We start from the raw sequence: 22548 nt of genomic DNA, 5'->3' as shown, positions 1-22548 counted from the left end.
GCTTAACCTCGCGCCTCGACACTGGCCGCCAGGATCGCCAGCACCAACTGCTGGAAATCGAGGCCGGCCGCACGTGCCGCCATGGGCACCAGGCTATGGTCGGTCATGCCTGGAGCGGTGTTGACTTCGAGCAGCCAGAACCGGCCCTGCTCGTCCTGCATCACGTCCACACGGCCCCAGCCGGCGATGCCAATGGCTTCGCAAGCGCGGGCGGTGAGGTCGATCAGTTCCTGTTCCTTGGCAGCGTCGAGGCCACACGGGATGCGGTACTGGGTATCGGAAGCCAGGTACTTGGCGTCGTAGTCGTAGAAGGAGTGCGGGGTGCCCAGGGCGATCGGCGGCAGGACCTGGTCGCGCAGCACCGCCACGGTGAACTCCGGCCCCTTGATCCACTGCTCGACCAGGACTTGCGAGTCATAACGGACGGCATCTTTCCAGGCCGCGATCAATTCCTCGACACTGGTCACTTTCGCCATACCGATACTGGAACCCTCATGGGCCGGTTTGACGATCAAAGGGAAGCCCAGTTCCGCGCCTGCGGAAATACAGTCGGCTTCGCTGGCCAGCACGGCGTGCAGCGGGGTGGAAATACCAAGGCTGTGCCACACCTGCTTGGTGCGCAGCTTGTCCATTGCCAGTGCGGAAGCGAGGATGCCGCTGCCGGTGTAAGGAATGCCCAGGCACTCCAGCAGACCCTGCATGCTGCCGTCTTCGCCGCCACGGCCGTGGAGGATGATGAAGGCGCGGTCGATTTTCTCGCGTTGCAGGCGCTCGAGCAGGTCGTCACCAACGTCGATGGCCACCACGTCGACACCGGCGCTGGTCAGCGCCTCGATCACCGCGGCACCGGACTTCAGCGAGACTTCGCGCTCGGCGCTCTTGCCGCCGTAGAGCACGGCGACGCGGCCGAAGTCCTTCGGCGCGATGGTGGAATGCAGCTTGGCGTAGGCTTCGGCAGTCATTTCGATTTCCCCTGACTGGCAACCGCACCAGCGAACAACGGACTCTTCAACAGTTGTGGTGCGAGGCCACCGATATCACCGGCGCCCTGGCACAGCAGGATGTCGCCGGCGCGCAGCAGCGGCTTGACCAGCGGCGCCAGCTCGATGCCGCGCTCGATGTAGATCGGGTCGAGCTTGCCGCGCTGACGGATGCTGTGGCACAGCTGGCGGCTGTCGGCGCCGGGGATCGGCTCTTCGCCGGCCGGGTAGACCTCCATCAGCAGCAAGACGTTGGCGTCGCCCAACACCTGGACGAAATCGTCGTACAGGTCGCGGGTTCGGCTGTAACGGTGCGGCTGGTAGACCATCACCAGGCGGCGCTCCGGCCAGCCACCACGGACGGCCTTGATCACCGCGGCAACCTCTGTCGGGTGGTGACCGTAGTCGTCCACCAGCATCACGTTGCCGCCTTCCACCGGTAGCTCGCCGTAGACCTGGAAGCGTCGGCCGACGCCCTGGAAGCCGGACAGGCCCTGAACGATGGCTTCGTCACTGATGCCTTCGTCGGTGGCGATGGCGATGGTCGCCAGGGCGTTCAGCACGTTGTGGTTGCCCGGCATGTTGACCGACACGTCCAGCGGCGCACGGTCGCGGCGCAACACCGTGAAGTGGGTCTGCATACCCGACTGGCGCACGTTGATCGCGCGCACGTCGGCTTCTTCGGTGAAGCCGTAGGTAGTCACCGGACGCTTGACCAGTGGCAGGATCTCGCGAACGACAGGGTCATCCAGGCAGACCACGGCCAGGCCGTAGAACGGCAGGTTGTGGAGGAACTCGACGAAGGTTTTCTTCAGCTTGTTGAAGTCGCCTTCATAGGTCGCCATGTGGTCGGCGTCGATGTTGGTGACCACGGCCACCAGCGGCTGCAGATGCAGGAAGCTGGCGTCGCTTTCGTCGGCTTCGGCGATCAGGTAACGGCTGGTGCCGAGCTGGGCATTGGTACCCGCAGCGTTCAGGCGGCCACCGATAACAAAGGTCGGATCCAGGCCGCCGGCGGCGAAGACCGAAGCCAGCAGGCTGGTGGTGGTGGTCTTGCCGTGGGTACCGGCGACGGCGATGCCGTGGCGGTAGCGCATCAGTTCGGCGAGCATCTCGGCGCGTGGGACCACCGGGATACGACGCTCCAGGGCGGTGGCGACTTCCGGGTTGGCGGTGTTGATGGCGCTGGACACCACCAACACGTCGGCGCTGGCGGCGTTCTCGGCGCGGTGGCCGATGAAGATCTGCGCACCGAAGGACTCCAGGCGCTCGGTCACCGCCGAAGCCTTGAGGTCGGAGCCGGAAACCTGATAGCCCAGGTTCAGCAGCACTTCGGCGATACCGCACATGCCCACGCCGCCGATACCGACGAAGTGGATGCGGCGGATACGGCGCATTTCAGGCTGGGGCATGGCTTTCTGGTTCTCAACCATGGGCCACCTCCAGGCAGATATCGACCACGGTGCGGGTAGCGGCGGGTTTGGCCAGGCGACGCGCGGTGGCCGCCATGGTGTCGAGTTTTTCCGGTTGCATCAGCACCTCGTTCAGGCGTTCAGCGAGTTGCGCTGCGCCAGTTGTCGCTTGTGGCATCAGGAAGGCGGCGCCTTCACGTGCCAGATAATGGGCGTTGTGGGTCTGGTGGTCGTCTATCGCGTGGGGCAGCGGCACCAGCAGCGATGGCAGGCCGGCGGCCGCCAGCTCGCTGACGGTCAGCGCGCCGGCACGGCACACCACCAAATCGGCCCAGCCATAGGCTTGGGCCATGTCCTTGATGAACGGCTCCACCTGAGCGTCGATCCCCGCCTCGCGATAGCGCTCGGCGGTGATCTGGTCGTGATTCCTGCCGGCCTGGTGGAACACCTCGGGCCGGATGTTTTCCGGGACCAGGGCCAGAGCTTGCGGCAACAGCTTGTTCAGCGGCTCGGCACCGAGGCTGCCGCCCAGCACCAGCAGGCGCGCACGACGACCGGCCAGGGCCTCGCGAACCGGCTCCAGGAACAGCTCGGCACGCACCGGGTTACCGGTGGTGCGGCGCTTGGCGCTGGCGTCGAAAGTGTCCGGGAAGGCTTCGCAGACCCGTCCAGCCAACGGCACCAGCATGCGGTTGGCGGTGCCGGCACGGGCGTTCTGCTCGTGGATCACCACCGGCACGCCGGCCAGTTTCGCTGCCACGCCGCCAGGACCGGTCACGTAGCCGCCAAAGCCGATCACGCAGACCGGGTTCAACTGGCGAATGATCCGGCGCGCCTGCAGCACGGCCTTGACCAGGGTGAACGGCGCCTTGAGCAACGACAGCTTGCTCTTGCCGCGCAGGCCGGTGACGTTGATCAGGTGCAGTTGCAGGCCGGCCTGCGGCACCAGTTCGTTCTCGATCCCGCGGGGCGTGCCCAGCCAGTGCACGGTGAAGCCGCGCGCCTGGAACTCCCGCGCGCAAGCCAGCGCCGGGAACACATGGCCGCCGGTACCACCGGCCATGATCAATACATTCTTGCCGTCAGCGGCCATGATGATTCGGCTCCTCGGCAAAATCGTTTTCGTCGAATTCGTGTTCTTCGCTGCCCAGGTGCGTGCGACTCTCCCATTCGATGCGCAACAGCAACCCGACGCAGGCACAGCAGATCACCAGGGAACTGCCGCCGTAGCTGAGGAATGGCAGGGTCAGGCCCTTGGTCGGCAGCAGGCCGACGTTCACCCCGATGTTGATGAGGAACTGGCCGATCCACAGGAACGCCAGGCCGAACGCCACGTAGGCGGCAAAGAACTGCTTGGCCTTCTCCGCCCACAGGCCGATGTAGAGGGCGCGCACGGTGACGAAGACGAACAGCGCTACTGTCAGCAGCGAGCCGACCACGCCCAGCTCTTCGGCGAGCACCGAGAACACGAAGTCGGTGTGCGCTTCCGGCAGGTAGAACTGCTTCTGCACGCTGTTGCCCAAGCCGACGCCGAACCATTCGCCGCGGCCGAAGGCAATCAGCGCCTGGGTCAACTGGTAGCCGGAACCGAACTGGTCGGACCAGGGGTCGGTGAAGGTGATCAGACGCGCCATCCGATACGGCTGGGCCTGGACCAGGACGAACACCGCGCCCACCGCCAGCACCACCATCAGGCCGAAGCGGAACAGCCCCACCCCGCCGAGGAACAGCATCGCCGCGGCGGAGCCCATCATCACCACGGTGGCACCGAAGTCCGGCTCCATCAGCAACAGGCCGGCCATGGGCAGGAGGACGATGAACGGCTTGAAGAAGCCCATCCAGCTCTCGCGCACTTCCTGCTGGCGGCGCACCAGGTAGCCGGCGAGGTAGACCACGACGAAGACCTTGGCGATTTCCGAGGGCTGCACGTTGAAGAAGCTGAAACCGATCCAGCGCATCGAACCGTTCACTTCACGGCCGATCCCGGGAATCAGCACCGCCACCAGCAAGCCGAAGGCGCCGATCAGCATGAGGAAGCCCATGCGCTGCCAGGTGGCGATCGGCACCATCATGGTGACGATGCACGCGCCGACGCCGATGGCCACGTAGATCAGGTGGCGAATCATGTGGTACAGCGGGTTGCCCGACTGCGCCGCGGCCACTTCCGAGGAGGCCGAGGTGATCATCACCAGGCCCAGGCCGAGCAGGGCCAGGCAGCCGACCAGGAACGGGAAGTCCAGGTCGATGCCGCGACCGCTGATGATCGGCGATGGATAGGGCTTGATGGCGCCGAAGATCATGCCAGTTCTCCCACGGCCTGGGCGAACAGGCGCCCACGCTCTTCGAAGTTCTTGAACATGTCGAGGCTGGCGCAGGCTGGTGACAGCAACACGGCGTCGCCGGGCTGGGCCAGTTCGGCACATTTGGCCACGGCTTCATCCAGGGTCTGCACCCGCACCAGCGGCGCGCCGTCACCCAGCGCTTCGGCGAGCCGTTCGGCGTCGCGGCCAAGCAGCACCACGGCGCGGCAATGTGCGGCCACCGGCGCGCGCAGGCCGGAGAAGTCGGCGCCCTTGCCGTCGCCACCGGCGATCAGCACCAGCTTTCCGTCGATATCGGCGCCCAGGCCTTCGATGGCAGCCAGGGCGGCGCCGACGTTGGTGGCCTTGGAATCGTCGTAGTAGTTGACGCCGTCCAGCTCACGTACCCACTGGCAACGATGGGCCAGGCCGGCGAAACTGCGCAGGCTTTCCAGCATGGCGTCGAACGGCAGGCCCACCGCATGACCAAGGGCCAGCGCTGCCAGGGCGTTGGACTGGTTGTGCGCGCCACGGACCTTCAGTTCGCGAACCGGCATCAGGGTCTGGAATTCGAAGGACAGGTACTTCTCGCCATTCTCCTCGCGCAGGCCGAAGGCCTTGAAGTCCGGCGTGTTCAGACCGAAGGTCCAGCACGGCTGGCCCTCCACCGGCAGCGGACGACTCAGGGCATCCTGGCGGTTGACCACAACCTGGCGCGCGCCACGGAAGATCCGGTGCTTGGCCAGGTGATAGGCCGGCAGACCGCTGTAGCGGTCCATGTGGTCTTCGCTGACGTTGAGCACGGTGGCTACTTCGGCGTTGAGCTGATCGGTGGTCTCCAGCTGGAAGCTCGACAGTTCCAGGACGTACAGCTCGACGTCGTCAGCGAGCAGGTCCAGCGCCGGAGTACCGAGGTTGCCCCCCACCGCCACGCGCTTGCCCGCCGCAGCGGCCATCTCGCCGACCAGGGTGGTCACGGTGCTCTTGGCGTTGGAACCGCTGATGGCGACAATCGGCGCCTTGGCGTTACGCGCGAACAACTCGATATCGCCGGACAGCTTCACCCCACGCGCAGCGGCCTGCTGCAGCGCCGGGGTGGCCAGGGCCAGGCCAGGGCTGACGTACAGCTCATCGGCACGGCAGAGGAAGTCCACGTCCAGTTCGCCACAACGCACTTCCACCTGCGGGTAGTCGCGACGCAGGGTCGCCAGCTCCGGCGGGTTCTCGCGCGTGTCAGCGACCGCAAACGCAATGCCCCGGTTCGCCAGGAAGCGAACCAGGGACATGCCGCTCTTGCCGAGGCCGACAACGATGCGGAAGTGGTCAGATGCGATCAGGGACACGCGTTCTACCTCAGCTTCAGGGTTGCAAGGCCGATCAACACGAGAATCACGGTGATAATCCAGAAACGGACGATCACGCGCGGCTCGGGCCAGCCCTTGAGTTCAAAGTGGTGGTGGATTGGCGCCATGCGGAATACACGCTTGCCGGTCAGCTTGAACGACGCGACCTGGATGACCACCGACAGGGTCTCCATGACGAACACGCCACCCATGATGAACAGGACGATTTCCTGGCGCACGATCACGGCGATGGTACCCAGCGCAGCACCCAGTGCCAGGGCGCCGACGTCACCCATGAAGACCTGGGCAGGATAAGTGTTGAACCACAGGAAGCCGAGGCCGGCACCGATCAGCGCGCCGCAGAACACGATCAGTTCGCCCGCGCCCGGTACGTACGGGATCAGCAGGTATTCGGCGAACTTCACGTTGCCCGACAGGTAGCAGAAGATGCCCAGGGCACCGCCCACCAGCACGGTCGGCAGGATCGCCAGACCGTCGAGGCCGTCGGTCAGGTTGACCGCGTTGCTCGAGCCGACGATGACGAAGTAGGTCAGGACCACGAAGCCGACGCCCAGGGGAATGGTGACGTCCTTGAGCATCGGCACGATCAGGGTGGTTTCCACACTGGTCGGGGCGGTCATGTAGAGGAAGATCGCCGCGCCGAGACCGAACACCGACTGCCAGAAGTATTTCCAGCGACTTGGCAAGCCGCGGGAGTTCTTCTCGATCACCTTGCGGTAGTCATCTACCCAGCCGATAGCGCCGAACAGCAAGGTCACGATCAGTACCACCCAGACGTAGCGGTTGCTCAGGTCAGCCCAGAGCAGCGTGCTCACGCCGATGGCGGAAAGGATCAGCGCACCGCCCATGGTCGGGGTGCCGGACTTGGACAGGTGCGATTGCGGGCCGTCGTTGCGCACGGCCTGGCCGATCTGGCGGATCTGCAGGGTACGGATCATCCACGGGCCCAGCCACAGGGCCAGCGACAACGCGGTCAGCACACCCAGGATCCCGCGCAGGGTCAGGTACTGGAAGACCGCGAAGCCCTTGTAGAACTGTTGCAGGTACTCAGCCAACAGCAGCAGCATTAATGTTTCTCCCCGCTAGAATCGCACAAAGCCGCCACGACGTTTTCCATCGCAGCGCTACGCGAACCCTTGATCAAAATGGTGGTGTTAGTGGCCTGCTCGGCGCGAACGGCGTCGATCAGGTCAGCTTGATTGGTGAAATGGCGGGCATTCTGGCCAAAGGCCTTGACCGCATGGGCCATCATCGGACCTACGGCATACAGGGCGTCGACCTTGCCCTTGGCATAGTCCCCAACCTGGCTGTGGCCCTCTTCGGCCCACTGGCCCAGTTCACCGATATCCCCGAGCACCAGGACGGTGCGACCGGAAAAGCCGGCGAGTATATCAACGGCCGCGCACATGGAGGTGGGGTTTGCGTTGTAAGTGTCGTCGATCACCCGGATGCCGCTGGCAGTCATCTGCGCCACGCTGCGGCCCTTGACCGGTTGCACGGTGTTGAGGCCCTCGGCGATGCCTTGCAACGAGACGCCGAAGACCTGTGCCGCAGCCGTCGCAGCCAGCGCATTGGCAATGTTGTGGGTGCCAAGCAGGTTGAGCTGAATCGCCACGCTGCCTTGTGGCGCATGGAGAACGAAAGATGGGCAACCGCGTTCGTCATGGGCAATGTCGCTGGCGTGGAAATCGGCAGCGGAATTGGTCAGGGCAAAGGTCAGCACTGCATGTTTACCGGCGCGCTGTTTCCATATGTCAAAGGCCTTGTCGTCCAGGTTCAATACCGCGACGCCACCCTCTCCCAGGCCTTCGAGGATCTCGCCCTTGGCTTCGACAATCTTTTCCGGCCCGCCGAACTCGCCGACATGAGCCGTGCCTGCGTTGTTGATCAGGGCCACGTGGGGCTGGGTCAGGCCGACGGTGTAGCGGATCTCGCCGACATGGTTGGCGCCCAGCTCGATGACCGCGGCGGTGTGCTCCGGGCCCAGTTCGAGCAGGGTCAGCGGTGCGCCGAGGTCGTTGTTCAGGTTGCCACGGGTCATCAGTACCGGACCGCGGGTACCGAGGATGCTGGCGAGCATTTCCTTGACAGTGGTCTTGCCGCTGGAGCCGGTGATGGCGGCGACCGGGTGCTTGAATGCACGACGGTTCAGGGCACCCAGCTGGCCCAGGGCCAGGCGGGTATCGGCCACCAGCAGTTGCGGCAGGCTGGAGCCCGGCACTTCACGCTCGACCAATGCAGCGACGGCGCCTTTGGCGGCGACTTCATCGAGGTAGTCGTGACCGTCGAAACGCGGTCCAGCCAGGGCGACGAAAAGCTGGCCAGGCGCGATCTTGCGGCTGTCGATGCTGACGCCGTCGAAACGCGCATCGGCGCCAACCAGGCGGCCCTGCAACGCTTCGGTCAACTGGCTGAGGGACAGGGGTTCAAGCATGAGAAGCCTCCCAGACTGCTAGCGCTTTTTCGGCTTCCACCAAATCGGAAAAATCGTGACGTTCACCGTTGATTTCCTGGTAATCCTCGTGACCCTTGCCAGCCAGAATGATGACATCGTCGACACCGGCATCGGCGATGACACGGGCGATCGCCTCGCCGCGACCGGCAATGAACTCGACCGCGCCGGCCTGGGCGAAGCCCGGGCGGATATCGGCGAAGATCGCTTGCGGATCCTCGGTGCGCGGGTTGTCGTCGGTGACGATCACGCGGTCGGCGAGACGCTCGGCCACTTTCGCCATCAGCGGGCGCTTGCCGCGATCACGGTCGCCGCCACAGCCGAACAGGCACGTCATCTGGCCACGGGCATGCGGGCGCAGGGCTTCGAGCACTTTTTCCAGGGCATCCGGGGTGTGGGCGTAATCCACGACCACCAGCGGCTTGCTGCCACCGCCGAGACGCTGCATGCGGCCGACCGGCCCCTCCAGCTTCGCGGTGACCTTCAGAATTTCATCGAGCGGATGATCCATCGCCAGCAGGGTGCCGACCGCTGCCAGCATGTTGCTCAGGTTGAAGCGACCGAGCAGGCGGCTACGCAACATGTGCTCGCCCTGCGGGGTCACCAGTACGGCACGCACGCCGTCGTCGTCGAAGGTCGCTTCACGGCAGAACAGGGTCGCCGACGGATCCTTCAGGCTGTAGCTGATCAGGCGCGACTCGCGCTCTTCAACGGCCAGTTCGCGGCCGAAATCATCATCCAGGTTCACCACCCGGCAACGCAGGTTCGACCAGGCGAACAGCTTGGCCTTGGCCGCTTTATAGGCCTCCATGCTGCCGTGATAGTCGAGGTGGTCGCGGGACAGGTTGGTCATCACCACGATATCGAAAGCCAGCGCGGCCACACGGCCTTGTTCCAGCGCGTGGGACGACACTTCCATGGCCACAGCGCGGGCACCCGCCTTCTTCAGGTCATTCAGGGTCGACTGCACGGCGAGCGGATCAGGAGTGGTCAGGCGGCCGCTTTGCAGCGCGCCATAGAATCCGGTACCGAGGGTGCCGATCAGGCCGCAATGCTGGCCGAGCAGGTCAAGGGCCTGGGCCACCAGTTGGGTGACGCTGGTCTTGCCATTGGTGCCGGTGACTCCCACCAGGTCCAGCAGGCGGCTTGGCTCGCCATAGAAGCGTCCGGCGATATCCGAGAGCTGCGCAATCAGGCCTTTCACCGGGATCAATGGCGCATCGGTGATCGGCAGGACGGTAGCGCCCTGCACTTCATAGGCAACGGCCGCCGCACCGCGCTTCAGCGCATCGGCGATATGGTCGCGACCATCGACCTTAGCGCCTGGCACCGCCAGGAACAGGTCGCCAGGCCGAACGTTGCGGCTGTCCAGGGTCAATTCGCGAATCAGCGGATCGCTGCTGGCGTTGGCGAACAGTTTGCTCAGTGGCATCGTCATCAGCCGCGCCCTCCTTTGGCGATCGCAGCATCGGCCTGCTGCTGTGGCGTGGGCAGGTTGTCCGGCGGCACGTTCATCAAACGCAGGGTGCCGGACATGACCTTGCTGAATACCGGCGCCGAGACCAGGCCACCGAAGTAGCCACCCTTGCTCGGTTCGTCGATCACCACGACGATGGCGTAACGTGGATCGCTCATCGGGCCGAAGCCGGCAAACAGCGAGCGGTAGGCGTTTTCGGTGTAGCCCTTGGAGCCGATGGTGGCTTTACGCGCGGTACCCGACTTTCCGGCAACGTGATAGGACGGGACCTGGGCGCGGAATACACCGCGCGGTGCTTCGATCACCTGTTGCAGCATCTGCTGGATGGTTTCCGCGGTTTCCTTCGGCACTACCTGGGTCGACTCCGGCGCCTTGTCCACTTTGAGGATGCTCAGTGGCACCATCTTGCCGTCGTTGGCCAGCGCAGCGTAGGCGTGCACCAGTTGCAGCGCGGTCACCGACAGGCCGTAGCCGTAGGACAGGGTCGCGGTTTCGGCCTTGCGCCACTCACGATGGTTCGGCAGATTGCCGACGCGCTCACCCGGGAAACCCAGGCCGGTGTATTGACCCAGGCCCAACTGCGACATCACCCGGTAGATCGCCTCGCCACCGATATCGAAGGCGACCTTCGACATGCCGACGTTACTGGAGTTGATCAGGATGCCGGTCAGGTCAAGGATCGGGCCCTCTGTCTTGGACACGTCACGAATGGTGTAGCGGCCCAGTTGCAGGGTGCCCGGATAGACCTCGACCTTGTCGCTCGGCTTCCAGCGGCCGCTCTGCAACGCGGCACTCATGGACAGAGGCTTGACCGTCGAACCCGGCTCGAACACATCGATGATTGCGCGATTGCGCATCGCAGCCGGGAACATGCTGCGACGGTTGTTCGGGTTGTAGGTGGGCTGGTTGACCATGGCCAGTACTTCACCGGTCTTCACGTCCATGATCACCAGGCTGCCGGCTTTCGCCTCCTGCTCGGCAATGGCATTACGCAGCTCGCGCGTGGCCAGGTATTGCAGGCGCAGGTCGATCGACAACGCCAAGGTCTTCCCTGCCTTGGCGTTCTTGGTGACCTGGACATCCTTGATCAGGCGCCCGCGGCGATCCTTGATCACCTGGCGCTTGCCGGGCACGCCGGCGAGCCACTCGTCATAAGCCAGCTCGACCCCCTCACGACCATGATCGTCGAGGTCGGTAAAGCCCACCATGTGCGCCGCCACGTCACCAGCGGGGTAGAAACGACGAAATTCCTCGATGCCGTAGACACCAGGAACCTTTAGATCCAGCACCACCTGCCCCTGCTCCGGGGTCAGGCCTCGGACAAGGTAGATGAACTCCTTGTTCGCCTGCTGCTCCAGGCGGTCAGCCAATTGCTTGGGATCCTGCCTGAGCGCTGCAGCCAGCGCCGGCCAGCGATCCTTGGCCGCCTGCATTTCCTTGGGGTTGGCCCACAGAGTAGTGACTGGCGTACTGACAGCCAGGGGCTCGCCGTTGCGATCGGTGATCAGGCCACGGTGCGCTGGAATCGGGATGTGTCGCATGCTGCGAGCGTCGCCCTGCCCCTTGAGGAAGTCACGATCTATCACCTGCAGGTTGATGATCTGCCAGGAAATGGCTGCGACCATCAGGCCCAGCAAGCCCAGGACAACCCGGAAACGCCAGGGGTAGAGGGCGCCTTCGAGCTTCATCATGGCGCCACCATACGGACTTCGTCAGCGGCAGGAATGCGCATCTTCAGCTGTTCGGTAGCGAGGATCTCGATGCGGCTGTGCGCCGTCCAGGTACTCTGCTCGAGTATCAGCCGACCCCACTCGGCCTGCGCCTTGTCGCGCTCGTTGAGCTCGCCATAGAGAGTGTTGAGCAACTGCCGGTTCCAGTGGGCGCTGTAGGAGACCGCCACGGAGGAAACGAGCACGCCGATGAACAGCAGGAGCATCAGGAAGCTCCAACCTGGCAAAGGTTTGGCATAGAGCCTGCTCACCGCAGTTTCTCCGCCACGCGCATGACGGCGCTACGGGAACGCGGGTTGGCCTTGAGCTCGGCATCGGAGGCGAACTGGGCCTTGCCGATAAGCTTGATCTTCGGCTCGAACGGCTTGTGCTGGACCGGCAGGTTGCGCGGCAGGTTGTCCTGTTCACCCTTGGCCAGCTTGCGCATGAACAGTTTGACGATACGGTCTTCGAGGGAATGGAAGCTGATCACCGCCAGCCGGCCACCGACTTCCAGGGCGTCCAGCGCGGCTTCGAGGCCGGTCTCGAGGTCGCCCAATTCATTGTTGACGTGGATACGCAGGCCTTGGAAGGCACGGGTCGCCGGGTTCTTGCCCTTTTCCCAGGCCGGATTGGCGACCTTGAGAACTTCGGCCAGGTCGGCGGTACGGGTGAACGGCTGCTCTTCGCGACGCAGGACCACGGCACGGGCCATGCGCTTGGCAAAACGCTCTTCGCCGTACTCCTTGAAGACCCGGGCAATTTCTTCCTCAGGCGCACTAGCGATGAACTCGGCGGCACTGACGCCACGACTCGGGTCCATGCGCATGTCCAACGGGCCGTCGTTGAGGAAGCTGAAACCACGCTCAGGGTCATCCAGCTGCGGCGACGACACACCGAGATCGAACAGCACGCCGCTGACCTTGCCAGCCAGACCACGCGCAGACACTTCATCGCCCAGCTCGGCAAAACTGCGCTGCACAATGACAAAGCGGCCGTCTTCGGCCGCCAGCGCTTGCCCGGTGGCAATCGCTTGAGGATCCTTGTCGAACCCCAGCAGGCGACCCTCCGGGCCGAGACTTTGCAGAATGAGACGACTGTGACCGCCGCGTCCGAAGGTGCCATCCAGATAGCAGCCATCGGCGCGCACTGAAAGAGCCTCCACGGCTTCGTTCAGTAGCACGGTGATGTGGTTAAAGCCGCTATCGATAGTCACAGGATCAGATCACGTAGTTCATCGGGCATGGCGCCCGGTTGTTGAATGGCTGCAAGGTCGGCTGCAGAAACAGCATTCCAGGCATCCTCGTCCCACAGTTGGAATTTGTTCAGCTGGCCCACCAGCATCGCGCGTTTGTCGAGCTTGGCGTATTCGCGCAGACGCGGCGGAACCAGAAAACGCCCGCTGCCGTCAAGCTCCAGATCCACCGCATTGCCGATCAGCAGACGCTGCAGGCGACGGTTCTCTTCGCGTAACGACGGCAAGGCGCGCAACTTGGCTTCGATCAGTTCCCACTCGTCGAGCGGGTATACACATAAGCAAGGATCCACAGCGTCGATCGTCACGATCAATTGCCCCGAGCTGCGCGAATCAAGCTCGTCACGGTACCGGCTCGGCATGGCGAGACGGCCCTTGGCGTCGAGATTGATTGCGTTTGCTCCGCGAAACACGGCTGCGCTTCCCTAAATGTTAGCTTTTTTGTGTCTGAAAACCCACTTCATGCCACTTTCTGCCACTTGCGCACACTATAGGAATCCGCCCACCGCACCGTCAAGGCGCGCATATAAGGAAAACCCTTACAGATCGGCGATTTAGCGTAACAAGGACAGACAATGGGCTAATTTGGCGAGGTTTGAGGAGGAGAAATGCGAATGCACTCAATCGAATAGAGTGCGAAGTTAAAGTGATTTATTAAGAGTAAGACTTTTTTGGTATTACCGAAGCGGCTTCTGCTATCGAATCAAGCAGAGAAAGAAAGGAGTGGAGAGTCGATCTGTAAGCCGGGTTCTGTCGAGGACAGTCATTCCTCTACGACGGCCATCACTGGACGCCTTTAGCAACCTACCCGGTTCCAACGCGGGCCGCGCCATGTGGAACCCTATTTGGTCTTGCTCCGAGTGGGGTTTACCTAGCCACGAACTGTTACCAGTCGCGCGGTGCGCTCTTACCGCACCTTTTCACCCTTACCGGCACCGAAGTGCTTAGGCGGTTATTTTCTGTGGCACTTTCCGTAGGCTCGCGCCCCCCAGGCATTACCTGGCACTCTGCCCTATGGAGCCCGGACTTTCCTCCCCCTACTTTTGCGGAACAAAAGAAGGCAGCGACTGTCCAATCGACTCTCCGCCGCAAAGATTAACGGCAGGAGCCGCCAAGAACAAGTGACAAAAACAAATAATATCACTGTGACATCATTTGTTTTTCTGTTTCTCCAGCGCGATTTGATACAGCACATTCTTCCGCACACCGGTAATTTCCGCCGCCAATGCCGCTGCTCGTTTGAGCGGCATCTCCGCCAGCAACAGATCCAGGATGCGCAATACTGCGGAACTCACCGACTGCTCGTCCTCAGGCGCACTCCAACCCGCCACCAACACCACGCATTCGCCGCGCTGCTGGTTACTGTCGCTTTCGACGAACTCGCGCAGTTGCGCCAGTGGCAATCCCTTGAGCGTCTCGAAGGTCTTGGTAAGTTCACGCCCCAGCACTGCCGGACGGTCACCACCAAAAATTGCCTCCATGTCCTGCAGGCATTCAAGAATGCGGTGCGGCGCCTCATAGAAAATCAGGGTCCGCGGCTCTTCCTTCAGCACGCTCAGGCGCGCTTGGCGCCCTGCGGCCTTAGCCGGGAGAAAACCTTCGAAGATGAACCGGTCGGAAGGCAGTCCCGCCGCCGACAGCGCGGCGATCAACGCACAGGCGCCTGGCACCGGCACCACACTGACTCCAGCTGCACGAGCCTGGCGTACCAGATGGTAGCCAGGGTCGGAAATCAGCGGAGTGCCGGCATCGGAGATCAGTGCAACGCTGTCCCCCGCCAGCAACCGAGTGAGGAAACGTCCGCCCTCGTCACGCTCGTTGTGCTCGTGACAGGCCGCCAGCGGCGTATTGATACCAAAATGTTGCAGCAGACGGATGGAGTGGCGGGTGTCCTCGGCGGCGATCAGCGCGACGTCCGCCAGCACCTTCAGAGCCCGAGCACTGATGTCGTCCAGGTTGCCGATGGGTGTCGCCACCACATAAAGGGTCCCGGCAGCGGGGTTGGAAGCACCTGGAGCATCGGTCACAGCAAACACCTGTCATCTGGATAAAAGCCGCCATTGTAGCGTGATCGCCGGAAACAATGCCCTTCCAGACACATTTCCTGCGACCTGCTGCGAAGGTTTCACGCCAGCAACATCGCGCCCAGGCCAGTGCTTGGGTACAATCGCAGGTTAAATCGGATCGAGTAACAGGACCCTTACATGATCGCATGCCTGCGGCTGCTCTCAGCCCTCTGCCTCGCTGCCTTGCTGGCAGCCTGCGCCAGTTCGCCTTCGTCCAGCCTGGGTGAACTGCCACGCACACCAGACGCCAGCATCGAGCAACTGCTCGAACAGGCCGCCACCAGCAAGACGCCGGAGAAAGCCGCGCTGCTGCGCCTGAGCGCCGCCGACCTGGCCCACAAGCAAAACGACAACGCTCGTGCCGCACGCATCCTCGAACAGGTCCAGATCGACTCGCTGAAACCTGCCCAGCAGGTGTTCGCCAGCACCCTGTCGGCCGAACTGGCCCTGAGCCGCAACCAGCCAAAGGCCGCGCTGACCGCGCTGAGCCACCCAAGCCTGGCCCATCTGAACGAATTACCGGCAGACCTCCAGGCTCGCACCCGCAGCGTCCACGCCGCCGCCTTCGAGGCCGATGGCCAGACCCTCGCCGCCGCCCAGGAGCGTATCGCCTTGGCGCCGCTGCTCAGCGGCAATGCCGCCGCAACCAACAATGACGCGATCTGGAGCCTGGTCGCCGCACTGCCACCTGAACAACTGAAAAGCGCCGGCAACGACACCCTCGGTGGCTGGACCAGCCTGGCTCTGGCCGTGAAAAGCGCCGGCACACTGGAACAGCAGCAGGCCGCCATCGACACCTGGAAAGCCCAGCACCCCGAACACCCGGCCGCACTGCAACTGCCATCGCAACTGGTGAAGCTGAAGAGCCTGACCAGCCAGCCACTGAGCAAGATCGCCCTACTGCTGCCTCAGGAAGGTCAGTTGGCCGGTGTCGCCCGCGCCCTGCGCGACGGCTTCATGGCCGCGCACTTCCAGGCCCAGCAAGCCGGACAGAATCCGCCGGCGATCCAGGTCTTCGACAGCTCACGCCTGAGCTCCCTCGACGACTTCTACCGCCAGGCCCAGGCCGCCGGCGTGCAACTGGTGGTCGGTCCGCTGGAGAAGCCACTGGTCAAGCAGCTCGCCGCCTACCCGCAACTGCCGATCACCACCCTGGCGCTGAACTACAGCGACGCCGGCCAGAACAACCCGCCGCAATTGTTCCAGTTCGGTCTCGCCGCCGAGGACGAAGCCCGCGAAGTATCCCGCCGCGCCTACGCCGACGGTATGCGTCGCGCCGTGGCTCTGGTGCCGAGTGGCGAATGGGGTGACCGCGTGCTGAACGCCTTCCGCCAGGACTGGCAAGCCAAGGGCGGCACCCTGATCGCCGCAGAGCGCGTTGCTGCGCCGGTCGCCCTGGCCCAGCAGATCGCCGACCTTTTCCAACTGCGCCAGAGCGAAGGCCGCGCCAAGAGCCTGCAAAGCACCGTGGGCGGCAACGTCTCTGCGCAGCCGTCGCGCCGCCAGGACATCGACTTCATCTTCCTCGCCTCGACCCCGCAACAGGCCCAGCAGATCAAGCCGACCCTGAACTTCCAGTACGCCGGCGACGTGCCGGTCTACGCGACGTCCAACGTTTACAGCGCCAGCGGCGACGTCAATCAGTACAACGACATGACCGGTATCCGCTTCTGCGAAACCCCGTGGCTGCTCGACAGCAGCAACAGCCTGCGCCAGCAGGTGGTACAGCAGTGGCCACAGGCCGCCGGCAGCCTGGGCCGCCTGTACGCTATGGGCGTTGACGCCTACAGCCTGGCGCCACGCCTGGGCCAGCTCAAGACCCTGCCGGACACCCGCATCGAAGGCCTGTCCGGCAGCCTGAGCATGAACCCGAGCCAGCGCATCGAGCGCCAGTTGCCTTGGGCCGAGTTCTCCGGTGGTCAGGTCAAGCGCCTGCCCGACACCCCGAACTGATGCCCAACCCTTCGCGCCAGGCCGCCGGAATGGCGGCCGAACAACAGGCCCTGGATTACCTTCTGACCCAGGGCCTGGTGCTTGTGGCGCGAAACTGGCGCTGCCCACGCGGCGAGCTTGATCTGGTCATGCTCGACCGCGATACAGTAGTATTCGTCGAAGTTCGTTATCGCCTGCACGCAGGCTTTGGCGGCGCCCTCGGCAGCATCGATGCCCGCAAGCAGGAAAAACTGACGCTCGCCGCGCAGCACTTCCTGATGGAGGAGTCACGCTGGGCCAATCACCCCTGCCGTTTCGATGTAATCGCCTTGCAAGGCCGTGAGCATTCGGGACAACCGCTCGACTGGCTGCAGAATGCCTTCGACAGCTGACCCCGTGCCGACGGACGCATCTTTACCCATTCACCTTTTTGCTCTTTGCTTCGCGGGCTGCACAGACATGTGCCGGGAACCTATCGATCCCCGCCCGGCCAGCCCCCTTTCAAGGTCACACTGATGGACATGCAATCCCGAATTCGCCAGCTTTTCCAGGCCAGCATCAACACCAAGCAACAGGCGATGGAAGTCCTTGCACCCCACATCGAGCAAGCCAGCCAGATCATGGTCAACGCCCTGCTGAACGAGGGCAAGATGCTCGCCTGCGGCAACGGCGGCTCGGCCGGCGACGCCCAGCACTTTTCCTCGGAGCTGCTCAACCGCTTCGAGCGCGAGCGCCCGAGCCTGCCGGCGATCGCCCTGACCACCGATACCTCGACCATCACCTCGATCGCCAACGACTACAGCTACAACGAAATCTTTTCCAAGCAGATTCGCGCCCTCGGCCAGCCGGGCGACGTACTGCTGGCGATTTCCACCAGCGGCAACTCGGCGAACATCATTCAGGCGATCCAGGCCGCACATGATCGCGAAATGATTGTCGTAGCTTTGACCGGACGCGATGGAGGCGGCATGGCCTCGCTGCTGCTGCCCGAAGACGTCGAGATCCGCGTACCGGCCAACGTCACCGCACGTATCCAGGAAGTCCACCTGCTGGCGATCCACTGCCTCTGCGACCTGATCGACAGCCAACTGTTCGGGAGTGAAGAATGACCGCAAAACGCCTCGGCCTGATGGCCCTGACCCTGTGCCTGAGCCTGAGCGGCTGCAGCTCGGTGATCAACGCCAGCCGTGAAGCACCGATCGATGATGACCGCGGCACCCGCACCCTGGGCAGCAAGATCGACGACTCACTGATCGAGACCAAGGTCGCGGTCAACGTGGCCAAGGCCAACCCGGATCTGGACCAGAACTCGCACATCGTCGTCAGCAGCTTCAACGGTGTCGTGCTGCTGGCCGGCCAGACCCCGCGCGCCGACCTGAAGGCCCTCGCCGAGCAGACCGCCGGCCAGGTGCAGAAGGTCAAGAAAGTCCACAACGAACTGCAGATCCTGGAACCCTCGTCAGGACTGGCACGCAGTAATGACGCCTGGCTGACCACCAAGATCAAGACCCAGATGCTCACTGATAGCGCCATCCCTGGCTCGCGGATCAAGGTCGTCACCGAGAACGGCATCGTCTACCTGCTCGGCCTGCTGACCCAGGCGGAAGCCACCCGCGCCACTAACCTGGTGCAGGGCGTGGGCGGCGTGCAGAAGATTGTCAAGCTGTTCGAATACATCGATTAAGAAAGCCACAAGCCCCGAGCCATAAGCAGCAAGAAAAAAGCAGCGGCGACGCCAACTGCTTTTTCTTACCGCTTACGGCTTGGGGCTTGCAGCTTGAGAGAGCCCTACCTCACCACTTTCAGGCTTGGCCGCCCGCTCGGACGCGGCGGCTGCCCGCCATCTGGCGGACCGTCATCATCCGGCTCGACGTCATCGCCTTCATCGTCATCAGCCATCGGCGGCTCCAGCTCGAAGACCATGCCCTGACCGTTCTCGCGAGCGTAAATGCCGAGAATGGCACCGGTCGGCACGTACAGGCTGTGGGCAACGCCACCGAAGCGCCCCTCGAAACTGACCGCATCGTTTTCCATCTGCAGCCCGCGCACGGCGTTCGGCGAGATATTCAGGACAATCTGACCGTCGCTGGCGAAACCCTGGGGCACCTGAACCGCGGGGTACTCGGCATTCACCAGGATATGAGGCGTGCAATCGTTATCCACGATCCACTCGTACAGTGCACGCACCAGGTAGGGGCGACTGGAGTTCATCAACAGCTCCTTAAAGCTTGCGCATTTCTCGTTCAGCAGCAGACAGGCTTGCCTGGAAAGGCTCGCGGGCAAACTGTCGCTCCATATAGTCCAGCAGAGGTTTGGCCTGCCGTGGCAATTCGATACCCATCAGTGGCAAGCGCCACAAGATGGGCAGTAGACAACAATCCACCAGACTTTGCTCCTCACTGAGGAAACAGGGCTTGTCAGCGAACAACGGCGACACGCCAGTCAGGCTCTCGCGCAATTCCTTGCGGGCCAGGGCGCGAGTGGCGTCCTTGGAACGGGGGTCGAGGATCTGGTCCACCAGCGCGCACCAGTCGCGCTGGATACGGTGGATCAGCAGCCGACTGTTCGCCCGCGCCACGGGATACACCGGTAACAGCGGCGGATGCGGGTAACGCTCGTCGAGGTACTCCATTACCACGGTGGACTCGTACAACGCCAGATCGCGATCCACCAGGGTCGGCAATGTGCCGTACGGATTGGCCTCCAGCAGCTTGGCCGGCTGATTGCCCGCCGCGACACTGATGATCTCGACGCTGACCCCCTTCTCGGCGAGAACGAGGCGCACCCGATGAGAATAGTGGTCAGCGGGGTCGGAGTAGCAGGCCAACCGGTTGGTCATGCCCATAAGGTTCCTCCTCGCGTGAATGGGTAAACGCTATAAACGCAAACGCGCCCTGGGGTACCTCCGGACTCCGGAGGCGCCCCAGGGCGCGCGTTCAACTACCAGAAACTACTGCGTGATCAGTGCACGTCCTTCCAGTATTCGCGCTTGAGCAGGTAGGCGAATACGAAGAAGAAGGCCAGGTACAGCAGCACATAGGTGCCGATGCGTTGGCTTTCCAGCTTGACCGGGTTGGCCGAATAGGCCAGGAAGGTCACCAGGTTCTTGACCTTCTCGTCGAACTGCTCTTCGTTCAGGGTACCGGATTTCGGCACGATGGTCAGCTGGTCACAGGCTTCATGGGTCAACGGAGCACCGGTCAGCGGGTCGAATTGCTTCTTGCCGTCGACTTCGGTCTGGATCTGCTTGCAACCCACGACCTGGCGACCTTGCAGCCCTACCAGCACGTTCGGCATGCCGACGTTCGGGAAGATCTTGTTGTTCACGCCCCATGGACGCGCCGGATCCTCATAGAAACCGCGCAGGTAGCTGTACAGCCAGTCGGTACCGCGAACCCGGGCGACGAGGGTCAGGTCGGGCGGCGCAGCACCGAACCAGACCTTGGCATCGGCGGCCTGCATGCTGGCATTCATGTGGTCGCCGATCTTGGCACCGGTGAACACCAGTTTTTCGAGCATCAGCTCATGCGGAATACCCAGATCGTCAGCGACACGCTCGTAGCGCTGGAATTTGGCACCGTGGCAACCCATGCAATAGTTGGCAAAGGTACGAGCGCCATCCTGCATGGCAGCCTTGTCGGTCAGGTCGATATCAACCTTGTCCAGCTCGGGACCATGCTCACCGGCGGCGAAGGTCAGGGCAGGCATCACTGCCAGGATCAATACTGCAAATAGCTTTTTCATCAGCCAGTCACCCTTTCCGGAACCGGTTTGGTCTTCTCAAGCCTGGTGTAGAACGGCATCAGAATGAAGTAGGCGAAATACAGGAAGGTACATACCTGCGAGAGCAGCGTGCGGCCCGGGGTTGGCGCCAGTACACCGAGAATGCCGAGGATCACGAAGGCGATGCAGAACACCAGCAGCCAGACCTTGCTCAGCCAGCCCTTGTAGCGCATCGAGCGCACCGGACTGCGGTCCAGCCACGGCAGGACGAACAGCACCGCAATCGCCGCGCCCATGGCAATGACGCCGAAGAGCTTGTCCGGAACTGCGCGCAGAATCGCGTAGAACGGCGTGAAGTACCAGACCGGGGCGATGTGTTCAGGCGTCTTGAAGGCGTTGGCCTGCTCGAAGTTTGGCTTTTCCAGGAAATAGCCGCCCATTTCCGGGAAGAAGAACACCACAGCGCAGAATACGAAGAGGAAGACCACCACACCGACAATGTCTTTCACGGTGTAGTACGGATGGAACGGGATGCCGTCCAGCGGAATGCCGTTTTCGTCCTTTTTCTTCTTGATGTCGACACCATCGGGGTTGTTCGAACCCACTTCGTGCAACGCCAGGATATGCAAGACCACAAGACCGAGGATGACGATCGGCAGCGCGACCACGTGCAAGGCGAAGAAGCGGTTCAGGGTGATGCCGGAAATCAGATAGTCACCACGGATCCACTGTGTCAGGTCGCCGCCGATCACCGGAATGGCGCCGAACAGCGAGATGATCACCTGGGCACCCCAGTAGGACATCTGGCCCCATGGCAGCAGGTAGCCCATGAAGGCCTCGGCCATCAGCGCCAGGTAGATCAGCATGCCAAAGATCCATACCAGTTCGCGGGGCTTCTGGTAGGAACCATAGAGCAGGCCACGGAACATGTGCAGATAGACGACGATGAAGAATGCCGACGCACCAGTGGAGTGCAGGTAGCGCAGGATCCACCCGTACTCGACGTCACGCATGATGTATTCGACCGAGGCAAACGCCTCTTCTGCCGACGGGGTGAAGCTCATGGTCAACCACACGCCGGTGACGATCTGGTTGACCAGCACCAACAGTGCCAGGGAGCCGAAGAAGTACAGGAAGTTGAAGTTCTTCGGCGCGTAATATTTGCTCAGGTGATCTTCCCACATCTTGGTGGCGGGGAAGCGGGCATCCACCCATTCCATGAACTTGCTCATCACGCTTTCTCCTGATCGACACCGACGACGATGATCTCGTCCGATTCGTACGAATGCGGTGGCACCGGCAGGTTGAGGGGTGCCGGCTGGGACTTGTAGACGCGGCCGGCGAGGTCGTAGTGGGAGCCGTGGCACGGGCAGAAATAGCCCCCTACCCACTTCGGACCCAGGTCGGCGGGAGCGACTTCAGGACGGAAAGTCGGCGAGCAACCCAAGTGGGTGCAAAGGCCGACGAGGACCAGAATTTCCGGTTTGATCGAGCGATTCGACGGGTCGACGTATTTCGGCTGATCCGACGCCTTGGACTCGGGATCGGCGAGATCTCCGGTGATCTTCTTCAAATTACCAAGGATCTCCTCGGTACGACGGACGATGAAAACCGGCTGACCACGCCATTCGGCCACCAACTGCTGCCCAGGTTCGACCTTGGCAATATTGACCTTCACCGGTGCGCCGGCCGCTTTCGCCTTGGCACTGGGGAACCATGACCCTACGAACGGGACCGCAGCCCCCACCGCTCCCGCGGCACCCACAACGGATGTGGCTGCAACCAGGAAGCGACGCCGGCCTGCATTGACGCCGTCATTGCTCATTCAGTCCTCTCCCATCAGCTTTGTGGCCTGTTGAAACAGGCATCTACTAAGTA

22 protein-coding genes and 1 other RNA gene are annotated in these 22548 nt (G+C 62.8%); 4 read left to right on the top strand and 19 right to left on the bottom strand.

Features of this window, described 5'->3' with window-relative positions; translation table 11 throughout:
• Nucleotides 1-2: 2 nt before the first annotated feature.
• The 14 genes from AC5QPF_RS05695 to rsmI all read right to left on the bottom strand — a co-directional run bounded on the left by AC5QPF_RS05695 (nt 3) and on the right by rsmI (nt 14976).
• A complete protein-coding gene (locus tag AC5QPF_RS05695) occupies nt 3-962 on the bottom strand; it encodes a D-alanine--D-alanine ligase (RefSeq protein WP_494962384.1) in 960 nt (319 codons plus the stop codon).
• Entirely contained in the window at nt 959-2413 is a 1455-nt protein-coding gene (murC, locus tag AC5QPF_RS05690) for a UDP-N-acetylmuramate--L-alanine ligase (protein WP_494962383.1), read from the bottom strand. Before murC ends, AC5QPF_RS05695 begins: the two co-directional genes overlap by 4 nt.
• On the bottom strand, nt 2406-3485 hold the full coding sequence (gene murG / locus AC5QPF_RS05685; RefSeq protein WP_494962382.1) for an undecaprenyldiphospho-muramoylpentapeptide beta-N-acetylglucosaminyltransferase: 1080 nt from the start codon (nt 3483-3485) through the stop codon (nt 2406-2408). The genes murC and murG overlap by 8 nt, the downstream gene beginning before the upstream one ends.
• Nucleotides 3475-4692 (bottom strand): putative lipid II flippase FtsW, encoded by a 1218-nt coding sequence (ftsW, locus tag AC5QPF_RS05680; RefSeq protein WP_494962381.1) that lies wholly within the window; start codon nt 4690-4692, stop codon nt 3475-3477. The genes murG and ftsW overlap by 11 nt, the downstream gene beginning before the upstream one ends.
• The gene (gene murD / locus AC5QPF_RS05675) at nt 4689-6035 is read right to left on the bottom strand and encodes a UDP-N-acetylmuramoyl-L-alanine--D-glutamate ligase (RefSeq protein WP_494962380.1); all 1347 of its coding nucleotides are present in this window, start codon (nt 6033-6035) and stop codon (nt 4689-4691) included. The genes ftsW and murD overlap by 4 nt, the downstream gene beginning before the upstream one ends.
• A 5-nt stretch (nt 6036-6040) precedes the next feature.
• Entirely contained in the window at nt 6041-7123 is a 1083-nt protein-coding gene (mraY, locus tag AC5QPF_RS05670; RefSeq protein ID WP_042122971.1) for a phospho-N-acetylmuramoyl-pentapeptide-transferase, read from the bottom strand.
• Nucleotides 7123-8490, bottom strand: a complete 1368-nt coding sequence (locus AC5QPF_RS05665) for a UDP-N-acetylmuramoyl-tripeptide--D-alanyl-D-alanine ligase (RefSeq protein ID WP_494962379.1) — start codon at nt 8488-8490, stop codon at nt 7123-7125. Before AC5QPF_RS05665 ends, mraY begins: the two co-directional genes overlap by 1 nt.
• The gene (locus AC5QPF_RS05660) at nt 8483-9946 is read right to left on the bottom strand and encodes a UDP-N-acetylmuramoyl-L-alanyl-D-glutamate--2,6-diaminopimelate ligase (RefSeq protein WP_494962378.1); all 1464 of its coding nucleotides are present in this window, start codon (nt 9944-9946) and stop codon (nt 8483-8485) included. Before AC5QPF_RS05660 ends, AC5QPF_RS05665 begins: the two co-directional genes overlap by 8 nt.
• On the bottom strand, nt 9946-11673 hold the full coding sequence (locus AC5QPF_RS05655; RefSeq protein ID WP_494964129.1) for a penicillin-binding transpeptidase domain-containing protein: 1728 nt from the start codon (nt 11671-11673) through the stop codon (nt 9946-9948). Before AC5QPF_RS05655 ends, AC5QPF_RS05660 begins: the two co-directional genes overlap by 1 nt.
• The gene (ftsL, locus tag AC5QPF_RS05650; RefSeq protein WP_494962377.1) at nt 11673-11966 is read right to left on the bottom strand and encodes a cell division protein FtsL; all 294 of its coding nucleotides are present in this window, start codon (nt 11964-11966) and stop codon (nt 11673-11675) included. The genes AC5QPF_RS05655 and ftsL overlap by 1 nt, the downstream gene beginning before the upstream one ends.
• A complete protein-coding gene (gene rsmH / locus AC5QPF_RS05645; protein WP_494962376.1) occupies nt 11963-12910 on the bottom strand; it encodes a 16S rRNA (cytosine(1402)-N(4))-methyltransferase RsmH in 948 nt (315 codons plus the stop codon). Before rsmH ends, ftsL begins: the two co-directional genes overlap by 4 nt.
• Nucleotides 12907-13362, bottom strand: coding sequence for a division/cell wall cluster transcriptional repressor MraZ (mraZ, locus tag AC5QPF_RS05640; RefSeq protein WP_009396653.1), 456 nt, complete (start codon nt 13360-13362; stop codon nt 12907-12909). The genes rsmH and mraZ overlap by 4 nt, the downstream gene beginning before the upstream one ends.
• A gap of 310 nt (nt 13363-13672) precedes the next feature.
• An RNA gene (gene rnpB, locus AC5QPF_RS05635) (RNase P RNA component class A) lies at nt 13673-14032 on the bottom strand.
• 68 nt (nt 14033-14100) lie between these two features.
• Nucleotides 14101-14976, bottom strand: coding sequence for a 16S rRNA (cytidine(1402)-2'-O)-methyltransferase (gene rsmI / locus AC5QPF_RS05630; protein WP_494962375.1), 876 nt, complete (start codon nt 14974-14976; stop codon nt 14101-14103).
• A gap of 177 nt (nt 14977-15153) precedes the next feature.
• Between rsmI and AC5QPF_RS05625 the strand changes: the two genes are divergently transcribed.
• The 4 genes from AC5QPF_RS05625 to AC5QPF_RS05610 all read left to right on the top strand — a co-directional run bounded on the left by AC5QPF_RS05625 (nt 15154) and on the right by AC5QPF_RS05610 (nt 18631).
• Entirely contained in the window at nt 15154-16968 is a 1815-nt protein-coding gene (locus tag AC5QPF_RS05625; RefSeq protein WP_494962374.1) for a penicillin-binding protein activator, read from the top strand.
• Nucleotides 16968-17339 (top strand): YraN family protein, encoded by a 372-nt coding sequence (locus AC5QPF_RS05620; protein ID WP_494962373.1) that lies wholly within the window; start codon nt 16968-16970, stop codon nt 17337-17339. Before AC5QPF_RS05625 ends, AC5QPF_RS05620 begins: the two co-directional genes overlap by 1 nt.
• A 123-nt stretch (nt 17340-17462) precedes the next feature.
• A complete protein-coding gene (locus tag AC5QPF_RS05615; RefSeq protein ID WP_330076641.1) occupies nt 17463-18056 on the top strand; it encodes a phosphoheptose isomerase in 594 nt (197 codons plus the stop codon).
• Nucleotides 18053-18631: a BON domain-containing protein gene (locus AC5QPF_RS05610; protein WP_494962372.1), complete on the top strand. Its 579-nt coding sequence runs from the start codon at nt 18053-18055 to the stop codon at nt 18629-18631. The genes AC5QPF_RS05615 and AC5QPF_RS05610 overlap by 4 nt, the downstream gene beginning before the upstream one ends.
• A 104-nt stretch (nt 18632-18735) precedes the next feature.
• Here the strand turns inward: AC5QPF_RS05610 and AC5QPF_RS05605 are convergent, their stop codons facing one another.
• From AC5QPF_RS05605 to petA, 5 genes are all read right to left on the bottom strand, one after another.
• A complete protein-coding gene (locus AC5QPF_RS05605) occupies nt 18736-19158 on the bottom strand; it encodes a ClpXP protease specificity-enhancing factor (RefSeq protein WP_494962371.1) in 423 nt (140 codons plus the stop codon).
• A 10-nt stretch (nt 19159-19168) separates the two neighbouring features.
• Nucleotides 19169-19792: a glutathione S-transferase N-terminal domain-containing protein gene (locus tag AC5QPF_RS05600; RefSeq protein WP_494962370.1), complete on the bottom strand. Its 624-nt coding sequence runs from the start codon at nt 19790-19792 to the stop codon at nt 19169-19171.
• Between the two features lie 116 nt (nt 19793-19908).
• Nucleotides 19909-20691 carry a cytochrome c1 gene (locus AC5QPF_RS05595; RefSeq protein ID WP_494962369.1) on the bottom strand — a complete coding sequence of 261 codons (783 nt, stop codon included), beginning with the start codon at nt 20689-20691 and terminating at the stop codon, nt 19909-19911.
• On the bottom strand, nt 20691-21902 hold the full coding sequence (locus AC5QPF_RS05590; protein WP_494962368.1) for a cytochrome b N-terminal domain-containing protein: 1212 nt from the start codon (nt 21900-21902) through the stop codon (nt 20691-20693). The genes AC5QPF_RS05595 and AC5QPF_RS05590 overlap by 1 nt, the downstream gene beginning before the upstream one ends.
• Entirely contained in the window at nt 21902-22495 is a 594-nt protein-coding gene (gene petA / locus AC5QPF_RS05585; RefSeq protein ID WP_494962367.1) for a ubiquinol-cytochrome c reductase iron-sulfur subunit, read from the bottom strand. Before petA ends, AC5QPF_RS05590 begins: the two co-directional genes overlap by 1 nt.
• Between the last annotated feature and the right edge of the window lie 53 nt (nt 22496-22548).

This window comes from Pseudomonas sp. Con_6 (genome assembly GCF_059379395.1).
Note: the sequence above shows the minus strand (reverse complement) of the source record. Positions and strands in the feature narration are given on the sequence as shown.